Source organism: Paraconexibacter sp. (assembly GCF_059438195.1).
Genome location: NZ_JBLKKY010000001.1, coordinates 70381 through 85058 on the forward strand (window position 1 = coordinate 70381; position 14678 = coordinate 85058).

Annotated in this window: 12 protein-coding genes; 7 read left to right on the forward strand and 5 right to left on the reverse strand. The window is 73.2% G+C overall.

Translation table 11 applies throughout. The annotated features are described in order from the left end of the window. Positions 1 to 35: 35 nt before the first annotated feature. On the forward strand, positions 36 to 1025 hold the full coding sequence (locus ACME2J_RS00350; RefSeq protein WP_495542865.1) for an NAD(P)H-dependent flavin oxidoreductase: 990 nt from the start codon (positions 36 to 38) through the stop codon (positions 1023 to 1025). A gap of 4 nt (positions 1026 to 1029) precedes the next feature. Here the strand turns inward: ACME2J_RS00350 and ACME2J_RS00355 are convergent, their stop codons facing one another. The 3 genes from ACME2J_RS00355 to ACME2J_RS00365 all read right to left on the reverse strand — a co-directional run bounded on the left by ACME2J_RS00355 (position 1030) and on the right by ACME2J_RS00365 (position 4028). Next, complete coding sequence (locus tag ACME2J_RS00355) at positions 1030 to 1917, reverse strand: mediator of RNA polymerase II transcription subunit 21 (protein WP_495542866.1); 888 nt, start codon at positions 1915 to 1917, stop codon at positions 1030 to 1032. A gap of 100 nt (positions 1918 to 2017) precedes the next feature. Beyond that, positions 2018 to 3271, reverse strand: coding sequence for a cytochrome P450 (locus tag ACME2J_RS00360; protein ID WP_495542867.1), 1254 nt, complete (start codon positions 3269 to 3271; stop codon positions 2018 to 2020). Between the two features lie 139 nt (positions 3272 to 3410). Beyond that, positions 3411 to 4028: a TetR/AcrR family transcriptional regulator gene (locus ACME2J_RS00365; protein WP_495542868.1), complete on the reverse strand. Its 618-nt coding sequence runs from the start codon at positions 4026 to 4028 to the stop codon at positions 3411 to 3413. Positions 4029 to 4232: 204 nt separating this feature from the next. On the opposite strand from ACME2J_RS00365, the gene ACME2J_RS00370 reads away from it, so the two are divergent. From ACME2J_RS00370 to ACME2J_RS00395, 6 genes are read left to right on the forward strand one after another with little or no spacing between them, the layout of a single operon-like run. Beyond that, positions 4233 to 5531 (forward strand): MlaD family protein, encoded by a 1299-nt coding sequence (locus ACME2J_RS00370; protein ID WP_495542869.1) that lies wholly within the window; start codon positions 4233 to 4235, stop codon positions 5529 to 5531. Beyond that, on the forward strand, positions 5528 to 7081 hold the full coding sequence (locus ACME2J_RS00375) for an MlaD family protein (protein WP_495542870.1): 1554 nt from the start codon (positions 5528 to 5530) through the stop codon (positions 7079 to 7081). The genes ACME2J_RS00370 and ACME2J_RS00375 overlap by 4 nt, the downstream gene beginning before the upstream one ends. A gap of 2 nt (positions 7082 to 7083) precedes the next feature. After that, positions 7084 to 8478 (forward strand): MlaD family protein, encoded by a 1395-nt coding sequence (locus ACME2J_RS00380; RefSeq protein ID WP_495542871.1) that lies wholly within the window; start codon positions 7084 to 7086, stop codon positions 8476 to 8478. Further along, positions 8478 to 10016, forward strand: coding sequence for an MlaD family protein (locus tag ACME2J_RS00385; RefSeq protein WP_495542872.1), 1539 nt, complete (start codon positions 8478 to 8480; stop codon positions 10014 to 10016). Before ACME2J_RS00380 ends, ACME2J_RS00385 begins: the two co-directional genes overlap by 1 nt. After that, the gene (locus tag ACME2J_RS00390; protein WP_495542873.1) at positions 10013 to 11287 is read left to right on the forward strand and encodes an MlaD family protein; all 1275 of its coding nucleotides are present in this window, start codon (positions 10013 to 10015) and stop codon (positions 11285 to 11287) included. Before ACME2J_RS00385 ends, ACME2J_RS00390 begins: the two co-directional genes overlap by 4 nt. 19 nt (positions 11288 to 11306) lie before the next feature. Then, positions 11307 to 12713 carry an MlaD family protein gene (locus tag ACME2J_RS00395; protein WP_495542874.1) on the forward strand — a complete coding sequence of 469 codons (1407 nt, stop codon included), beginning with the start codon at positions 11307 to 11309 and terminating at the stop codon, positions 12711 to 12713. Positions 12714 to 12756: 43 nt separating this feature from the next. On the opposite strand, the gene ACME2J_RS00400 is transcribed toward ACME2J_RS00395, so the two are convergent. Next, complete coding sequence (locus ACME2J_RS00400; RefSeq protein WP_495542875.1) at positions 12757 to 13602, reverse strand: ABC transporter permease; 846 nt, start codon at positions 13600 to 13602, stop codon at positions 12757 to 12759. Continuing rightward, on the reverse strand, positions 13599 to 14561 hold the full coding sequence (locus ACME2J_RS00405; protein WP_495542876.1) for an ATP-binding cassette domain-containing protein: 963 nt from the start codon (positions 14559 to 14561) through the stop codon (positions 13599 to 13601). The genes ACME2J_RS00400 and ACME2J_RS00405 overlap by 4 nt, the downstream gene beginning before the upstream one ends. Between the last annotated feature and the right edge of the window lie 117 nt (positions 14562 to 14678).

Genomic DNA, 14678 nt, shown 5'->3' on the forward strand with positions numbered 1-14678 from the left:
CGGCGCGGCGGCGATCGATCGCTAGGGTCCGCGCCATGTTCACGACGAGGTTCACGGAGACGTTCGGCATCGAGCACCCGATCGTCCAGGGAGGCATGCAGTGGGTCGGCCGCGCGGAGCTCATCGCCGCGGTCGCGAACGCCGGCGCGCTCGGGTGCCTCACCGCGCTCACCCAGCCGACCCCCGAGGACCTGTCGAAGGAGATCGACCGGGTCAAGCAGCTCACCGACAAGCCGTTCGGCGTCAACCTCACGATCCTCCCCGCGATCAAGCCGCCGCCGTACATGGAGTACGCGCAGGCGATCGTCGAGTCCGGCGTGAAGATCGTCGAGACCGCCGGCAACAACCCGACCGAGTTCCTCGAGGTCTTCAAGCCGGCCGGCATCAAGGTCATCCACAAGGCGACGACCGTCCGGCACGCGCTCAAGGCGGAGTCGATCGGCGTCGACGCCGTCTCCGTCGACGGCTTCGACTGCGCGGGTCACCCCGGCGAGGACGACGTGCCGAACCTCGTGCTCATCCCGGCCGCGGCCGACAAGCTGCAGATCCCGATCATCGCCTCGGGCGGGATCGCGGACGCCCGCGGCGTCGTCGCCGCGCTCGCGCTCGGCGCCGACGCGGTGAACATGGGCACGCGCTTCATGTGCACGGTCGAGTCGCCGATCCACGAGAACATCAAGCAGCACATCGTCCAGGCCGACGAGCGTCAGACCGAGCACATCTTCCGCCCGTTCCGCAACACCGCCCGGGTCGCGAGGAACAAGGTCTCGCAGGAGGTCCGGGAGATCGAGAAGGCGGGCGGCGGCTTCGAGGACATCAAGGACCTCGTGTCCGGCCAGCGGGGCCGCAAGGTCTACGAGGACGGCGACCCGGACGCCGGCATCTGGACGGCCGGGCTCTGCCAGGGGCTCATCCACGACGTCCCGACCTGCCAGGAGCTCGTCGAGCGCATGGTCACGGAGGCCGAGGCGATCATCACCGACCGCCTCCAGGGCGTCCTCCGCGGCGAGGCCGCCGCGGTCTGAGGGCTCAGAACAGGATCCCGATCAGCACGATCAGGAGGACGAACCCGACGAGCGCCGCGATCGTCGCCCCGAGGCGGATCGCGACGAGGTCGGACTCGGAGAGCCGGCTGCGGAGGGGAGGGGCGGGCATGCGCTCGAGGTCGTCGCCGGGGAGGACCGTGCGCGGCTTGGACCGCATGCCGATCGCCTCCTCGTCCTCGTCGTCCCACTCCGCGTGACGCTCGCGCGGCGGCGGTCGCCGCTGCACCTCCTCCTGCGCGGCGTGGAGCTGGTGCCGGAGCTTGTCGGCGGCCTCCACCGCGGTGTCGCGCTCCTCGCGCAGCGCGTCGAGCTCGCCCTCGAGCCGGCGGATCCGCCGGCGCAGCTGGGCGCTGCTCGCCTCCTCGGGGACCGCGGAGATCGCCGTGCTCTTCGTGCTTTCGGCGCTCTTCTTCGCGGTGGGCGTCCGCTTCGGCCCGCCGTCCGCCGGCGGCGTCGTGCCGGCGCCGCTCTTCGCCGCGCCCTTCTTCGCCGCGGGCTTCTTCTTCGGCGCGGTCGAGCTCGCCGCCTCGCTCTCCTCGTCCGCGGGCTCGCGCACCGGGACCGGGTCGTCGTCGCCGAGGATCGGGACCACGATGCCCGCGCCGACGGAGATGCGGGCGCCTCGCAGGCCCTCGGGGTCGTCCTCCCACAGGAACTTCACCGTCCACCGCTGAGCGCCCCGCGGCGTCCACGGACGGTGGGCGGCGACCGCCCGCGTGCGATCGCCGTCGCCGGTGAGGAGCTCCGGGCGCGTGAACCGGACCTCCCGCACGTCCGCCCACCGCCCGCTCACGACGAGGATGTCCCCCTTCAGCTCGAGCCGGTCGAGGGTGAAGGTCGCACCCGTCCGGGGGTCGGTGCTCTCGGACACGATCGCCATGATGACGGTCTACCCGGAATCGGAGCGTCGTCAAGCGTCCAGGCGCCCGCCGACGCGCCCGGCGGACGCATGTCGAGGGGTCGGCGCAGGGTCAGGCGGGCGCGCCGCGGCGCATCGGCATCCGGTTGATGCCGTTGATGAAGTTGCCGACGAGGAGGTTGGGCTCGGCCACCTCGAGGTCGGGATAGCGGCCGAGCAGCTCGCCGAACAGCGTCTTGAGCTGGAGCCGCGCGAGCGCCGCGCCCATGCAGTAGTGCGGGCCGCCGCCGCCGAAGCCGAGGTGACGGTTCGGGTCCCGCGTGATGTCGAAGCGGAACGGATCGTCGATCGCGCGCTCGTCGCGGTTGCCGGACGGGTAGAAGAGCACGAGCTTCTCGCCGGCCGACAGCTTCTCCCCGCGCACGACGACGTCCTCGGTCACCGTGCGGCGCATCGTCATGACCGGGCTGGCCCAGCGGATGAACTCCTCCACCGCGGCGTCGATCCGGCCCTCGAAGCCCTCGAGGAGCAGAGCGCGCTGGTCGCGCTGCTCGGTGAGGGCGAGCATCGCGTGGGACGTCGTGTGCCGCGTCGTGTCGTTGCCCGCGACGCAGAGGAGCACGAAGAACGCCGCGATCTCGTGGTCGGTGAGCCGCTCGCCCTCCACCTCGGCGTGGACGATCGCGCTGAGGAGGTCGTCGCCGGGCGTCTCACGCCGCTCGGCGATGTAGCGGCCGCACGCCTCGTGGATCTTGAAGAGGGCGGTCGCGATGACCTCGAGCGGCTCGCGGCCCTGGAGGTAGTCCGGGTCGTTCCACGACACCATGGCGTCGGCCTCGTGCACGATCGTCTCGCGCTCCTCCTCCGGCACGCCGAGCATGCGCATGATCGTCATGAGCGGAAGGCGCTTCGCCACGATCTCGACGAAGTCGCCCTCCTCGTGCCCCTCGAGGTCGTCGGCGATGGTGCGCGCGTCGGCGCGCACGCCGTCCTCGAGGTGGCGCACCTGGCGCGGCGTGAAGCCCGCCGAGACGAGCCCGCGGATGCGCCGGTGCCGCTCGCCGTCCATCGCGATGAACGACTGCGCGGCGTCGAGGAACTCCTGGGGGACGTCCTCGAGCATGATGCCCTTGCCCGAGCAGAAGCGCTCGGGGTCGCGCGAGATCGCCTTGATGTCGTCGTAGCGGGTGATCGCCCAGAACCCGCCCGTGCCGAGCTCGCCGACGTCGATCGCCTGGGACTCCGGCTGGTCGTGCCACGAGACCGGCGCCTCGTCGCGGAGCCGGCGGAAGTCGGCCTCGCGCGCGTCGCGCGGCTGCGTCCAGAAGGCGAGCTTCGAGAGGTCGGGGATCGTGCGTGACGACATGCGGAGGTCCTCCTGCGGTCCGGGACAGACTGTCGGACACTATGTCCGGCTCGCGATGGCGTGTCAAGGCGGCGGTCGCAGGCGCAGGCGCAGCCCCGGGTCCGGTCCGCGCGCCGGCGGCGTCCCGGGCGCCGTGGCGTCAGTCGGGGGCGTAGATCGCGGCCCAGATCGCGCGGGCGGCCGTCCGCGCGAGCTGCGCGTCCCCTGCGCCGTCGTCCTCGGCGACGTGGGCGGCGACCGTGCGCTCGACGCCCCACGCGATCCAGCGGGCGGTCGTCGCGGGGTCGACGCTCGCCGGCGCCCGGCCGGTGCCGACCTCGTCGGCGATCCGCGTCGCGAGGCGGGTCGCGAACCGGCCGATGCGCTCGCGCCAGAACGCCGCGACGGTCCCGTCGTAGGCGGCGAGCTCGTCGAGCGCGGCGAGGATCGGCGCGTGGGCCCGGCGCTGGGCGATGATCGCCGCGATCGTCTCCGTCAGCGCCTCGCGCTCGTGCTCGCCCGAGACCCAGTCCTCGGCGATCGCGAAGAGGTCGTGCGTCGCCACGTCGGTCGCGCGCATGAGGAGGTCGGTCTTGTCCGCGAAATGCACGTAGAACGTGCTGCGAGCGATCCCGGCCTCGTCCGCGATCCGCTGGACGCCGAGGCCGGTGAAGCTCTCACCCTCGCGGAGCAGTCTCTCGACGGCCGCGATGACGTTCTCCTCGACTGCCTGACGCCGCTCGCGTCCGCCGCCCGACTGGCGCGTCACCGATGGCACGGCCGCCATCGTAGTCCCCGCTCCCGCCGGTCGTGCGTCCGCTACCGGCGCCGTCCGCCCGGCGATGGAGTAGCTTTCCGTCCCGCCAGTCCCACCCCCTGGCATGCGGTGAGTCAGGTCACCGCGTGGTCCCGTGCTGGGTGGGTCCCGGATGGCAGTCGTCGTCAGGCGCATCTCATCGGCAAGGGAAGAGAGAGCACTCACGTGATCGGGAGGGTCGTCGCGCTCGCAGCGCTCGTCGTGGCCGTCGTCGCGGCGGGCGCCCTCCTGCTCTCCGGCGGCGACGACTACGAGTTGACGATGCGGTTCGAGAACGCGAGCCAGCTCGTGAACGGCAACCAGGTGAAGGTCGGGGGCCTCGCGGTCGGCACCGTCGACGCGATCGAGCTCGGCGACGACAACGTCGCCGAGGTGAAGGTGACGATCACCGACGACGACCTCACCCCGCTGCACGAGGGCACGACCGCCGAGATCCGCGTCCCCTCGCTCTCGAGCGTCGCGGCGCGCTTCATCCAGCTCCACCCGGGGCCGAACTCGAACGACACGCTCCCCGAGGGCGCGACGATCGAGGCGGAGAACACGCAGGCGGTCGTCGAGATCGACAGCGTCCTCTCCGCCCTCGACGCGCAGACGCGGGAGGCCACCCAGGACCTCCTGCGCAACCAGCGCGCGATCTTCGAGGGCCGGTCCGCCGCGGCGAACAAGGGGCTCGTCGCCCTCAACCCGGCGCTCTCGCAGCTCGGCCTCCTCGTCCGCGACATCGGCCGTGACTCGACCGCCCTGCGCGGCTTCCTCGTCCAGACCTCCTCCGTCGTGAGCGCGGTCGCGAGCCGCAGCTCCGACCTCGACGCCGCGCTCGGCGGCGCCGCGGCGACGGCCCGCGAGATCTCCGACGAGCGCGCGGCGCTCACCGGCATCCTCGCCCGTGCGCCGGAGACGCTCTCCGACGCGACGCGCACGCTCCGCGATCTCGACGGCACGTTCACGACGCTCGTCCCGACGGCGCGTGAGCTGCGACCGGTCGCACCGAAGGCGGCGACGCTCGTCGAGGACCTCCAGCCCCTCCTGCGCCGGTCCGGTCCCGCGATCGACGCGGTCCAGGGCATCCTGCCGGACCTCGGCGGGCTCCTCGGCCAGACGCCCGGCCTGCGCGACAGCGCCCTGCCGGCGTTCTCCGCTGCCGCGCAGGCGATCGCGGACAGCGACCACATCGTCCGCGGCACCCGTCCCTACGTGCCGGACATCTTCCACGGCATCATCACCGGCTTCGGCGGCACGCAGGCGAACTCCTACGACGCGAACGGGCACTACGCGCGCATCGGGCCGATCGCGTCCGAGCTCTCGCTCACCGGCCTCCTCGCGCCGCTCGGCGACGCCGTCGCGCTGCCGTTCCAGGGCGGAAACAACCTCCGCTGCCCCGGCGGCGGCTACCGCCAGGTCGAGAGCTCGAAGAACAACACGCCGGCCGAGAACGTCCCCTGCCGGCCGGAGGACGCGCCATGAGGCGCCTCGTCGCCGCCCTCGCAGGGATGGCCGCCGTCCTCGGCCTCGGCTTCGCGCTCGCCGGCGCGGGCGACGGGGACGGCGACGGCTACCGCGTCGACGCCATCTTCAAGAACGCGGCCTTCCTCATCCCCGGCCAGGACGTGAAGATCGCCGGGGCGAAGGTCGGGAGCGTCGAGGACGTCACGCTCACCGGCGACAAGCAGGCGCGCATCGAGATGCTCGTCGACGAGCGCTTCGGGCCCTTCGGCTCCGACGCGACGTGCACGATCCAGCCGCAGTCGCTCATCGGCGAGAAGTTCGTGCAGTGCGACCCCGGCCGTCCCGGTGACGAGCCCCTCGTCGCGACGGGCGACTCGGTGCCGACGATCCCTGTCGAGAACACCGTCACGCCGGTCGACCTCGATCTCGTCCTCGCGACGTTCCGCGACCCGGTGCCGACCCAGGCCGCGCTCCTCCTGAGCGCGCTCGGCGGCGGCCTCACGGGCCGCGCCGACGACCTCGCCGAGACGATCCGCCGCTCCGACCCCGCGTTCGACGAGGTGAACCGCCTCCTCGGCCTCGTCAACGAGGACCGAGACACGATCCGCGCGCTGATCGCCGAGTCCGACGAGATCGTCGGTGATCTCGACACGCGTCGCGAGGACGTCGCCGACTTCATCTCGGCCGCCCGCGCGGCGAGCGCGCCGACCGCGCGCCGTCAGGCCGAGCTGCGCGCGACGATCCGCGAGCTGCCGGGCTTCCTGTCCGCTGCGCGCCCCGCCCTGCGCGAGCTGCGCGAGCTCGGCGAGGACGGCGCGCCGATCGTCGACGAGCTCGGCGACGCCGCGCCCGCCGGGACGCGGCTCGTGCGCGAGCTCAGCCCGTTCGCGGAGGCGGCCGAGCCCGCTCTCGAGGCGCTCGGCGAGGCAGCCGCCGACGGCCGCTCCGCGGTCGGGCCCGCCGCCCCGCAGGTCCGCCGCCTGCGCCGCTTCGCCGAGGCCGCGCAGCCGACCGGCGTGCTGCTCCGCGACTTCCTCGTCAGCGTGAAGGACCAGGGCGCGTTCGAGGGCCTCCTCCGCTTCCTGTACTGGGGCACGGCCGCGCTCTCGCGCTTCGACAGCGTGTCGCACATCCTGCCCGCCTACGCGATGGTCCACGACACCTGCAACCTCTACGCGACCGTCACGGTCGAGTCGTGCTCCACGCACTACGCCGCGAGCAAGGGGACGACAGCAGGCCGCCGGGCGCCGGAGAAGGAGGAGGCTCCCGCCGAGAAGACCCCCGCGCGCACGGCTCCGACGCCCGCGCCGGCGCCGTCCGGCCCGCAGGGGAACGCGCCCGGTGAGACGGCGCCGACCCCGGTCGTGCCGGACCTCGGCGACGTCGTGGGCAACCTGCCGAAGGCGCTCGGCGACACCGTCGAGGGCCTCCTCGCCCCGAACCGCGGCGGCACGCCCCCCAAGGCCCTCGAGCAGCTCCAGAAGGGCGTCGGCGGCCTGCTCGGCAGCGGCCGGCAGGGTCGCGGCGCCGCGGACACGTCCCTCCTCGACTTCCTTCTCGGGGGCTGACCGTGAACAACCGCCGCAGCCGCCAGAGCCTCGCCGCGAACCCCGTCCTCATCGGGGCGGTGACGACCCTCATCGTCGTCGTCGCGGTGTTCCTCGCGTACAACGCCAACAACGGCCTGCCCTTCGTCCCCGTCTACGAGATCGACGTCGTCGTCCCCGACGCCGCCGAGCTCGTCCCGGGCAACGACGTCCGCATCGGCGGCTCGCGCGTCGGCGTCATCACCGACATCGACGCCGACCTCGACGCCGCCGCGGGCGGCGGCGCGGCCGCGCGCATCTCGGTCTCCCTGGAGACCGCCTCGCAGCCGCTGCCCGCCGACACGCGCGCCACCGTGCGCCAGAGGTCGAACCTCGGCCTCAAGTACCTCGAGCTCATCCCGGGCGCCGCCGCGCAGGACATCCCCGAGGGCGGGGAGATCCCGCTCGCGCAGGCGAACGACATCGTGTCGTTCGACGAGGCGATCAGCGTCTTCGACGAGGACACCCGCGGCGACCTCCAGGACGTCGTGCAGGACTTCGGCTCGGGCCTCGCCGGCCGCGGGCCGGACATCAACCGGCTCCTCGACGACCTGCCGCCGGTGATGAGCGACCTCCGCAGCGTCGCCGCGAACCTCAGCGCGCCGTCGACGAACCTCCAGGGGTTCCTGCGCGGGGCGCGGTCCGCGACGGCGGCGATCAGTCCGGTGAGCGCCCAGCTCGGGAGCCTCTTCGAGGCCGGCGCGCGGACCTTCGAGGCGCTCGGCGCCGAGTCCGCCGCCATCGAGCGCACGCTCGAGGTCGCGCCGGAGAGCCAGCGCGCCGCGGCCGTCGCCTTCCGCGAGGCCCGCCCGCTCTTCTCCGAGACCGCGGCGCTCCTGCGCGACGCGCGTCCGGCCGTCGACGTCCTCGAGCCGACGGCGAACCGCCTCACCGCGGGTCTGCGCGCGGCGACGCCGATCCTCGAGCGCACGCCTCGCCTCGGCGAGGACCTCGGCGGGACGCTCGCCGAGCTCGAGGACCTCTCGCGCCGCCCGTCGCTCACGCCGGCGCTGCAGAACCTCACGACGACGGTCACCTCGCTCGAGAGCGCGCTGCGGGTCATCACGCCGTTCCAGACGCAGTGCAACTACCTCGGCCTCTGGGGTCGCAACGTGCCGCAGGTCATCAGCGAGGGCGACACGATGGGCACGTGGTTCCGGTTCATCCCGGTCGTCGGGAACGGCAACGAGATCCTCCAGAGCCCGGTCGCCGACGCGAACCTGCACGCGAACCCCGTCGCCGACACGGGCGCGGGCGGCGAGTGCGAGCCCGGCAACGAGACCTTCGTCCCCGGCCAGCAGATCGGGCCGGCTCCTGGTGAGCAGCCGCTCGCGACCGAGAAGACGTCGCCGCCGCCGTACGTCGGAGGGACCCGCTGATGCGCCGCGGCGGCAAGAGGAGCATCGACCCGTTCAAGGCCGGGGTCATCGCGATCATCGCGACCGTCCTGTTCACCTACGGCGGGTTCACGAAGTTCCAGAACCCCTTCGCGGGTCACTTCGAGGTCGAGGCGGTCTTCCCGTCCGCCGCGACGGCGCTGAAGGCGGGCGACCCCGTCCGCATCGCGGGCGTCGAGGTCGGCGAGGTCGCCGAGATGACGAAGGGGCCGGGGGGCACCGCGATCGCGACGCTCCACCTCGACGACGAGGGGCGTCCGCTCCACCGCGACGCCGAGATGAAGATCCGGCCTCGCCTCTTCCTCGAGGGGAACTTCTTCGTCGACGTCGAGCCGGGGACGCCCGCGGCCGGCGCGATCGACGACGGCGGGACGATCCCGCTCGCCCAGAACTCGGTCGCCGTCCAGCTCGACGAGGTGCTCGGGTCGCTCGAGAAGACGAACCGCCGCGACCTCCAGGAGACGGTCGAGAACCTCGCGACGGCCTTCGACGAGGGCGGCGCGGAAGCGGTCAACGAGGGCTTCAAGCACTGGGACGGCGCCTTCTCGTCGACCGCGATCGTCGCCGAGGCCGCCCGCGGCGAGCGTCCTGGCGACCTCACGCGCTTCATCCGCAACCAGGCCGTCATCTCGGGCGCGCTCGCCTCGCGCGAGCGCGAGCTCGCCGACCTCGTGACGAGCTTCTCCCGCACGGTGACGACGCTCGCCGCGAACCGCGACGACCTCGGGCGCTCCCTCCGCGCGCTCGACTCGACGCTCGCGACCGCTCGCCCCGCCCTCGCCGACATCCGCACGGCACTCCCGCCCCTCGAGGACTTCGCCTCCGCGCTGCGCCCGGCGCTCCGCGTCGCGCCCGGCGCGATCGACGACGCGCTCCCGTTCGTGCGGACGACGGCCGAGCTGCTCGACTCCGACGAGCTGCCCGCCCTCGTCAACGACCTGCGCCCGGCGGTCACCGGCCTGCGCGCGCTCGACCCCCGCCTGCGGGCGGTCTTCGGCATCACGCGCCGGATCTCGACGTGCGTGAGCCGCAACGTCGTGCCGACCGTCAACAAGAAGCTCGAGGACGGCGCGCTCTCCGTCGACCGCACGGTGTGGCAGGAGATCGCCGCGTTCCCGGTCGGCCTCACGTCCGCGGGCGGCAACTTCGACGCGAACGGCAGCCTCATCCGCTACCACGCGGGCGGCGGCGAGAACCTCGTCTCGACGGCCCTCCCGGGGGTCGGCGACCTCGTCTCCCTCACGCAGGAGCCCATCCTCGGCGCGCGCCCGCGCTACACGCCGAACAAGGTCCCGCCGTTCGCCCCCGAGGTGCCGTGCGAGACCCAGGACCTCCCGGACCTCCGCGCCGACGCCGCGCCGGCACCGGCCCAGCAGCGCTCGGTGAAGCTCTCCGACGCGCGTCGCGGCGAGCTCGTGAGCAAGGCGACGCAGCGGCTGAAGGGGCTCGACTCCCTGAAGGAGCTGCGGTCCGCCTTCCGCGCGGCGCGCGCGCGTGACCGGAAGGGGGCGACCAAGTGAGCCTCAAGACGCAGATCCGTCGCAACTTCACGACGCTGCTCGCGATCGTCGGCCTGCTCGCGATCGCCGCGGTGGTCGGGGGCTACATCCTCGTCAACCAGCGCCTCACCTTCCCGTGGGAGGACATCTACACGGTGAAGGTCGAGCTGCCGACCGCCCAGGCGATCACGCCGGGGCAGGGGCAGACGGTCACGGTCGCGGGCGTGAGGGTCGGTCTCATCTCCGACGTCTCGCTCGTCGACGGCCGTGCGGTCGCGTCGCTCGACATCGAGCGCGACCTGCTCGACGGCGTCCGCGCCGACGCGAAGGTCCTCGTCCGCCCGCGCACGGGGCTGCAGGACATGACGATCGACATGGACCCGGGCACTCCCGAGGCTCCGCTCCTCGACGAGGACGACGTGCTGCCGGTCTCGCGCGCGACGCCGAGCGTCAACGTCGACGAGGTGCTCGCCGGGCTCGACGCCGACGTCCGCGGCTACGTGCAGGGGCTCATCCAGGGCCTCGGCGACGGCCTCGACGGCGAGAACGCCGTCAACCTCCGCGAGCTGCTGAAGACGACGCGCCCGGTTCTCGCGCGCACGGAGGAGCTCCAGACCGCGATCGCCGGCCGGCGCCGCGAGCTGCGCCGGCTCGTCTCGAACCTCGCCTCGCTCTCCGAGCGCGTCGCGGGCCAGTCCGGCGACCTCCAGGCGCTCGTCTCGCAGGGGAACGCGACGTTCTCCGCGATCGCCGCCGAGGACGACGCGCTGAGCCGCGCTCTCGACGAGCTGCCCGGGACGCTCGAGGAGGCCGACGGCGCCCTGGCGGCCGCCCGCCCGCTCGCCCGCGAGCTCGTCCCGACGCTCGACGAGCTGGAGCCGACCGCCCGCGAGCTGCGCCCGGCGCTGGAGAACCTCGCATCGCTCTCCCGCACCGGCGTGCCCGCCGTCCGCGAGCTGCGCGGCCTGTCCAAGGAGGCGGGTGGCACCGCCCGTCAGGCGGCGGCCGCCGTCGAGCAGCTCCTCCCGCTCACCCGCGACCTCGTCCCGTCGCTCACCGTCCTGCGCGGCGCGACGAACGAGCTCGCGTACAACCCGCCTGGGACGGAGGAGGGCTACCTTTTCTGGCTCGCCTGGTTCGCCCACAACGGCAGCTCGATGCTCTCGACGCAGGACGCGAACGGGTCGGTGTGGCGCGGCCAGCTCATCGTGTCGTGCTCGAACGTCCAGGTCGGCGCGCTGCTCATCCCGCTGCTCGCCCCCCTCGCCGAAGCCGGAGTCTGCCCGGAGTGATCGCGTGAACCCGTCCGAGATGACACGTTCCCGGCTCGCCGTCATGGTCGGCTTCGCGCTGTCCTGCTTCGGGCTGCTCCTCTTCCTCTGGGTGAGCTTCGGCGGCCCGACGCCGCTGAAGCCGAAGGGCTACCGCGTCGACGTCCTCTTCCCCGAGGCGACGCAGCTCGCCGAGCAGGCCGACGTCCGCGTCTCGGGCGTGCCGATCGGCAAGGTCGTCGCGAAGGAGCGCGAGGGCCTCCGCACCCGGGCGACCCTCGAGCTCGAGCCGCGGTACAGCCCGATCCCGTCCGACGCGGAGGCGATCCTCCGCCAGAAGACGCTCCTCGGCGAGATCTACGTCGAGATGACGCCCGGGTCCCCGTCCGCGCCGCCGCTCGAGGAGGGGGCCACCCTCGCCGCCGACCAGGTCGAGCAGACCGTCGAGCTCGACGAGGTGCTCAAGGCCTTCGACGAGGAGTCGCGCGAGGACTTCAGCGCGTGGGTCGACGGCTTCGCGGCGACGGTCGACGGCCGGGCGCAGGACATCAACGACTCGATCGGCAACCTCACCCCGCTCGTCGCCGACGGCGGCGACGTCCTCGAGGTCTTCGACGCGCAGAGCCGCGCGGTGAGCCGCCTCGTCCGCGACGCCGGGACGGTCTTCTCGACGATCGGCCGCCGCGACGCCGCGACCCGCGAGCTCGTCGTCGCCGGCGACGAGGTGCTGCGCACGACCGCTGCACGCCGCGACGACCTCCGCGCGACGGTGCGTGCCCTGCCGGGCTTCCTCGAGGCCCTCGGCGACACCGCCTCGTCGACGCGGGCGCTCACCCGCGAGCTCCTCCCGGCGGTGCGGGACCTCCGTCCGGTCGCCCGCGACCTGCGGCCGACGCTCGTGCGCGGCGGCCGGCTCGGGGACGACCTCCGCGACCTGTCGGGCGACCTCGACCCGGTCCTCACGGCCGCGATCGAGGGCCTCCCCGCGACGACCGAGATCCTCGAGGCGGCGGGACCGCTCGTGGACCGGCTCTCGCCGCTGGCCCGGGACCTCGAGCCGATCGCGCAGTTCCTCGACGCGTACAAGGTCGACTTCACGCAGTCGTGGGCGAAGGCCGGGGCGGCGACGAACGTCACCGCTCCGAGCGCCTCCGGGCGGCCGGTCAACTACCTCCGGCTCACCGCCCCGGTCTGGAACGAGACGCTCGCCGCGTTCCCGCAGCGCGCCCCGACGAACCGCGCCAACCCGTACCCCGCGCCCCTCGCGTCCGCGAGGTTCGACGCGAACGGCGGCTTCCCCGCGTTCGACTGCTCGCACACGTCCAACCCGCAGACGATCCCCGCGATCGGGGCGCCGCCTCCGTGCCTCGAGCAGGAGCCCTTCCGCGCGGGTGGCGGGCTCAGCCGCTTCCCGCGGCTGGAGCGGTCGCCCGTCGAGGAGGGCTGAGAGGCCCCTCATCTCGTGAGGGGCCTCCGAGCGCCTGCGGGCGTCAGGCCCGCCGGTACAGCCGCGCCGTGAGCGGCGCGAACACCGCGGCGATGACGACCGCCTCGCCGAGGACGAGGGCGATGTCGGCGCCGTCCGCGGCGCCGTCCATCAGCCCGCGCATCGCCGTCACGAGATGCGAGATCGGGTTGACGTCGACGAACGCCTCGAGCCCCGCCGGGAGCGTCGACGGCTCGACGAAGATGTTGCTGAGGAAGAGCAGCGGGAAGACGCCCATGAAGCCTGCGTTCATCACCGCGTTCGGCGTCCGCATGACGAGTCCGATCGTCGTGAAGATCCACGAGAGCGCGAACGCGAAGGCGACGATGAGCAGGAGGGCGCCCGCGATGCCGGCGATGCCGCCCTCGGCCTCGTAGCCGAGGAGGAAGCCGACCGCGATCGAGATCGTCCCTGCGAGCAGGTAGCGCGCGGCGTCGCCGAGGACGGCGCCGACGAGCGGCGCCGGGGCCCACACGGGAAGCGACCGGATGCGGTCGACGACCCCCTTCGTCATGTCGGTGTTGAGGGTGACGCCCGAGTAGACGGCGGTGAAGAGGACCGACTGGGCGAGGATGCCCGGGAGGATGAACTGGAGGTACTCGTCGGTCGACCCGGCGACGGCCCCGCCGAAGAGGTACGTGAACATCACGAGGAAGAGCACCGGCGTCACGGTGACGTCGATGAGCTGCTCGGGGACGTGCTTGATCTTCAGGACGGCCCGCCATCCGAACGTGAGCGCGTTGGAGACCGCGCCGGGGCGCGGAGGACGCTCGCCGGAGACGAGCGCCGCGTGGACGGCTTCCTGGGTGACGCGGGCGGGAGCGTCACCGCTCGTGGGCGCCGTGCTCACGCGACCACCTCCTCGGCGTCTGCGACGTGCTCGCCGGTGAGGGCGAGGAAGACCTCGTCGAGGCTCGGCTGGCCGAGCGTGAAGCCGCTGACCTCCACGCCGGCGCGACCGAGCTCGGCGAGCGCCTCGGCCCCGCGTCCCGCGTCGGTGACCGGCACGGAGAGGGCGTGGGGATCGCTCTCGTGGTGGACCTCGGCGCCGGCGGCGCGCGCGAGCACCTCGCGAGCGGACTCGCGCTCGGCCGGGTCGGCCACGCGGACGAGCAGGGTGCTCCCGCCGACGGACGACTTCAGCTCGCCCGGCGTCCCCTCGGCGATGACGCGCCCGTGGTCGATGACGGCGATGCGGTCCGCGAGCTGGTCGGCCTCGTCGAGGTACTGGGTGCACAGCAGGACGGTGGTCCCCTGCCCGAGGAGCGCCCGGACGATGTCCCAGACGTCGCCGCGCGAGCGGGGGTCGAGCCCCGTCGTCGGCTCGTCGAGGAAGAGGAGATCGGGGCGCACGACGAGGCTCGCGGCGATGTCGAGCCGGCGCCGCATCCCGCCCGAGTAGTGCTTCGCCTGCTGGCCGGCGGCGTCGGCGAGGCCGAACGCGGCGAGGAGCTCGTCCGCGCGGGCGGTGGCCGCTCGCGGCCGGAAGCCGAGCAGCCGCCCGAGGAGCTGGAGGTTCTCGCGGCCGGTGAGGTCCTCGTCGACCGACGCGAGCTGGCCGGTGAGGCTGATGAGGCCGCGGACGGATGCGGCCTCGGCGACGATGTCGTGGCCGAGGACGCGCGCGTGCCCGCCGTCGGGGCGCATGAGCGTCGCGAGCATCCGGATCGTCGTCGTCTTGCCGGCGCCGTTGGGGCCGAGGACGCCGTAGACGGCGCCGCGGGGGACGGCGCGGTCGACGCCGTCGACCGCGCAGGTGTCACCGAAGGACTTCCGCAGGCCGACGGCCTCGATCGCGAGTGAGGTCATGAGGTGGGGCGGGGGGAGGGGGAGAGATCGATCACGATCCCAGAGACGCCCCGCCGCTCCCAGATTCATTGATACCTCTGGCAGATCACAGGGCCCGCATCTGATATTGGAGAAGCG